The sequence below is a fragment of the Arsenicibacter sp. R0_47 genome (genome assembly GCF_057652235.1).
In genome coordinates this window covers 77,176-82,829 of sequence record NZ_JBYFCJ010000032.1, presented here as the reverse complement: position 1 = coordinate 82,829, position 5,654 = coordinate 77,176, and the positions used below count along the sequence as shown (strand labels likewise).

The following is a 5,654-nucleotide window of genomic DNA, read 5'->3' as shown; positions in this document are numbered from 1 at the left end:
TTTTAGGTCTGCTTAGTTGCTGCATGATCTTGCGAAGTTAAGCAAGTTCACTGTGCCGATAAATTAGACCATCTCATTATACCGGAATCGTTTTAGTGGATGCTGGTTTGTGTTCATCCCTGCCATTTACAGGGACGGTTACGTTAAGTGATATTTCTTTACCAACTCCAACAACAGCTACTTTGTTTGGGACAAACTTAACATGTAGTGGTAATGGAGATGATGGTGCGCTGACGTTAAATGGTTTAGTTCCCGGACAGGTATATGTATTTCATTATCAGATTTTGGGACTATCTAAAGCATCTAACTTAACAGCTACAGCTAGCGGACAGATTAGCGTTACTGGGTTGAGTGCGGGAATATATAGCCAGTTTTTTATCAGTCAAGGCATTTGTAAATCAGGTATTTTGGCTGATCCTTTGACGCTGACAACTACGTGTTCACCGAATTGTCCGGTATTAGGATATAACGATGTAAATGCGTTCAACCCAAGTGTTTGCGGATTAAGCGACGGATATATTTTAGTTACAAGCTTGCCATTGAGTACGAGCGTGCTGATAAAGTACCAGAAAAATGGAGTTGCACAGACATACAGTGGAATAAGTGATCCAAATGGCGCTTTACGTATACCAAATTTGGGAGTTGGTATATATGGTATGTTTAGCTACATCACACCTACATGTTCGTCACCACTATATTCCGGTACTGTTGCCATGGGGAATGGGCCGGGGCCGATTGCACTCACGGTGGGTAGATTTACTACGTTTAATCCAATAAGCTGTGGATCTGCAACAGGGCAAATAAGTGTAAGTGGCTTAAGTCCAAGTACAAGCTATACACTTTCATATAATAAAAATGGTGGAGTGGCGCAAACAGTAACAATCGTTACAAACTTGAGCGGAATTGCGAGTATAACAGCATTAACTCAAGGAAGTTACAGCGGTTTTGCCTATGCTAATGCTGTGGGATGTCCTAGTCAACCTTCTACGGTAACATTGATACTGACAGATCCAATGGCACCAACGTTGGCTCAAAGTCAGCTACAGGGTAATAATCCAATCGCCTGTGGCAGTAACACTGGAAGTATAAGTTTATCCGGGTTAACTGCCATGACAACCTATTCTCTAACCTTTAGTAAGAATGGGGGAGTGGGGCAAAACGTGATTTTAACAAGTAACTCTGGTGGATTAGCCTCCTTGACTGGGCTGAGCGATGGAAGTTATCTGATTACATCATTAGGTGCTAATAACTGTAGCTCAGTACAAAATTTATCGGCGGTCGTATTAACAAACCCTATGGCTCCGACACTAACGGCTGCTATGGTTGTTACTCAAAATCCTGTTACTTGTGGTACTGCAACCGGTATTATAAGCTTTACTGGTCTATTCGCCAATACTCCATATTTATTGGCATACCAAAAAGATGGTGAGGTTACTCCGCCAGTGCAGCTAACTACTAATGCAAACGGAGTGTTTTCTTTAACAGGACTGACGACTGGGAGTTACACAAATATTGTTTTGATTAATGCTTCTGGTTGTACGTCTGCGCCGCTGGCTGGTCCCTTTATATTAAGCAATCCAACGTTACCAACCCCTACGCAAGCAACATTAAGCAGTGTAGATGCTGGTTGTCAGGGCGATGACGGAAAACTATTGTTATCCGGACTACCTGTAGGACAAATTTTCATATTCCATTATAATTTTAATGGTCTGGCAAAAGCTGTGTCTGGCATTGTGAATAATAGTGGTGTCTTAAGTGTTACCGGGTTGTTGCCTGGTACTTATGATAACTTCTTTATAACGCAGGGGGTCTGTAAATCAGGGGTCTATTTAGCGGAAATCATATTACGATCATTCTGTATGCCCCCAATTGCTAAATCTGATATTGCAAATACCAATTTAAATACTCCGGTGTCGGGTAATGTATTGGTTAATGATCGTGATCCTCAGGGCTTACCGTTGACGACTGCTTTGTTATACCAGCCAGCTAACGGGACAGTTTCGCTTTCGGGCAATGGTAGCTATACCTATACTCCTCCAACTGGATTTACAGGAACGACTACATTCTGCTATTCAGTAAGTAACACACTTGGTTTGAGCAGCAGCGCATGTGTGACGGTGAATGTATTGCCACAACCGGTGGCAGGGAATAATCCGCCCGTTGCTAATAATGATGCGGCGGAAACAACACAGGGCGTTGCAGTCACTATTGCTGTTGCCGTTAATGATATGGATCCGGATAATTCAGCATTCCCTGAAGGACAGCTGGGTACGCCAACACTCATCACACCATTGTTAAGCACGAGTGTGGGCACAGCAACTGTAGTGAATGGACGTGTCGTATTTACACCGGCATCTAACTTCACCGGGGTTGCCAGCTTCCCGTACCGTATCTGTGATCAGGCTGCCGCGCCATTGTGTGCAACAGCTTTAGTGACAGTGAATGTATTGCCGACACCACCTGTGGGTACAACATTAGCACCGGTAGCTGTAGATGATGCGATTCTTACGATGGTAAATACACCGAAGGCTGCAACGGTAGCAACCAATGATTATGACCTGAATAGTCCGCCGTTGAGTCTGACATATGCTAGCGGGCAGCCTTCCAATGGTACGGTAGTAATGAGTACAAACGGCAGCTATGCGTATACGCCGGCAACTGGATACGTGGGACCAGATAGCTTTACTTATACAGTTTGTAACACAGCGGGTAAATGTGATAAAGCTACGGTAAGTGTTGTAATACAAGCTCTGACCGGTTTGAAATTACTACCAAAAGCGTGGCTACAGGGAGCTCTTTTCGGAATAACAGCAGTAAATGGCATTATGCGGGACGATTTAAGGGTGAAAAATTTAATTCCAACCGAAAGTCCATACAGTAGCTTTACTGCGCTGAAAACGTTGACGGCTGTAGGGTCAATTGCCAATGCTACTTCAATTTTCAGTGTAACAGGTACCAATGCCATTGTCGATTGGGTGTTTGTTGAATTGAGAAGTCCGTCGAATATGACGCTTGTTGTAGACAGCCGGCCTGCATTGATTCAGCGGGATGGAGACATTGTTGAGATTGATGGCGTCTCTCCTTTAACATTTAATAATGTATCGGCGGGAGACTATTATGTATCAGTCCGGCACCGAAACCATTTAGGTGTTATGACAGCTACGGCAATTCCATTGTCAGTAACTGGTACTGTGGTAGATTTCCGGAGCCCGAGTACACCTACCTATCGCAAAGCGGTAACCGCGATAAATCAGTCGCAGGTAACGGTAGCGCAAGGTGTAGCCATGTGGGCTGGTAATACCTCCGGAGACAACACGGTACTTTATCAAGGAGGAAGTAATGATGTCGCTGTAATCTTTACAATGGTAAAAGGGTCACCGCTTAATATTCTGGGGTCAAATTTCTATGTTCTTAAAGGTTATTTCGGCGGAGATATAAATCTGGATGGAGAAACAAGATACCAGGGTGGAGACACGGATGTGAATTATATCTATCAGAATATAATTAAAAACCATCCTGGAAATATTGCCGGTCAGAACAACTTTATCATCATTGAACAATTGCCTTAACGGAAATAGGGCGGGCATAATAAACGTTATGCCCGCCGCCTGGCATGTTCGCCGGCAATCCATAGTTTCTTAGACTATAACCATGAAAAACGTAACAAATATGAATCGCTATTTTACCTGGCTATTAGGCTTGCTTATGGTTATAAGCGGTCATTGGGTACAAGGGCAGAACTCTCCCAACACGGTGAAGTTCCAGGTGACGTATAATCCGCAAAATCAGGTTTATACAGCTTGGGCAGTGCCAGATTATTCTACGCCAAATACTAACAACACTGGCCAGAATGAGTTGGTATCAACAGCTCAGTTTACCATCAAAGTGCCGATAGGGTTTGAAATCCAGAATATTACGGATGCAACGTCGACACAAACGTGGGAAAAAAATCCTGCAAAGTTCGGTCAGGGATTATCACTGACGCTAACGAATGGAAATGTAATCCAACAGGATTATCAGGGTGCCTTGAACTCAGCAGTAGCTTATTACGTGATTGGCAAAAGCCCTGCAGAGTCAAACCTGGGTAAATTTACATCAGGAACTCCGGTAGCCTTATTTACTTTTAAGGGTAATGGTTGTTATGGTCCGATTCAGCCAATAATAAATAGTGACCCTTTTGTTAATGCGGCATTAAATACATTTGGGCTGAGTGTGGTAAATAACTTTAACTCAGCTTCGGGTCAGCCGGCTGGTGGTAATCAGAATCCGCTTGAACAATTTATTGCCATAACCGGGTCTGCTGCCGACTGTCAGTTGCCAATCCTTGCAATTCCTGATATTAATATTACAAATATCAATACACCGGTATCTGGTACTGTTATAACAAATGATATTAATCCGTTAGGAACCCCATTAGTGGTTTCGCTACTAAGCCCGCCGCTAGGAAGTCTAAGTCTGACCACAACAGGTAGTTATACCTATACACCGCCAACCGATTTTACGGGTACAGTAAGTTTCTGTTACTCCATCAGTAATACGGCGGGACAGAGCAGTTCGGCATGTGTAAGCATTAACGTGTTACCGCTTCCGACACCAGGCAATGATCCTCCGGTGGCCAATAACGATGCTTCCCGCACAGAATCAGGTAAGCCGGTAGTAATTGCAGTACTGGCGAATGACAGCGATCCGGATGATCCCTCAACGAATGAGGGGAAATTGAAAAATCCGACAATCATCAGTCAGCCATCTGCGGGAACAGCAACAGTAAACAACGATGGAACGGTAACCTACACTCCCCCGGCAGGCCTCACGGGGGTGGTTACTTTCCCATATGAGGTTTGTGATAAAGCCACAAGTTCACTCTGCTCGACAGCATTGGTAACGGTAATCGTTCTGCCAACGTCCGCAACAGGTACAACGGTGGCGCCGATTGCTGTCGATGATGCCATCCTGACGAGTGTGAACACCTCAAAGACGGCCACAGTTGCCGGCAATGACTCTGATCCGAATACGCCGGCGCTTTCGCTGACGTTTGCATCGGCTCAGCCATCACATGGTTCTGTAATATTCAGTTCGACAGGTAGTTACACTTATACACCATCGACCGGATATATCGGAGCGGATAGTTTTACCTATACAGCTTGCAATACAGCGGGCTTGTGTAGTAAAGCAACCGTTTACATTGATGTACAAGGTTCGACTGTACAGTCGCCAATTGCGAAGAACGATATCAATAATACGAACGTGAATACACCGGTTCCGGGCAATGTGCTGACCAACGATGTGGATCCGCAGGGTCTTCCGCTGACGGCGAGCCTGCTGAGTCAGCCGGTGAACGGCACGGTGACGCTCTCGCCGAACGGCAGCTACACCTACACGCCGCCAACGGGCTTCACGGGTACGGTGAGCTTCTGCTACTCGGTAAGCAACACGGCAGCTCTGAGCAGCAGCGCCTGTGTGACGGTGAACGTCAACCCGCTGCCGAATCCGGTGCTGAATAATCCGCCGGTAGCCAACAACGACAATACCGAGACGTATCAGAACACGGCGGTGGTGATTAATGTGAAGGCCAACGACACGGATCCGGACAGCGGCACGTCGAACAACGGGTTGCTGAGCGCGACGGTGTCGGTGGGTCAGCCATCGGTTGGTAC

Annotated in this window: 2 protein-coding genes; both read left to right on the top strand. The window is 45.6% G+C overall.

The window, feature by feature from the left end; all coding sequences use genetic code 11:
• Nucleotides 1-95 precede the first annotated feature (95 nt).
• Nucleotides 96-3,569, top strand: a complete 3,474-nt coding sequence (locus tag AC23NW_RS30790; protein ID WP_487454357.1) for an Ig-like domain-containing protein — start codon at nucleotides 96-98, stop codon at nucleotides 3,567-3,569.
• A gap of 82 nt (nucleotides 3,570-3,651) precedes the next feature.
• Nucleotides 3,652-5,654, top strand: a 2,003-nt coding sequence (locus AC23NW_RS30785) for an Ig-like domain-containing protein (protein ID WP_487454355.1), incomplete at its 3' end; no start/stop codon positions are given.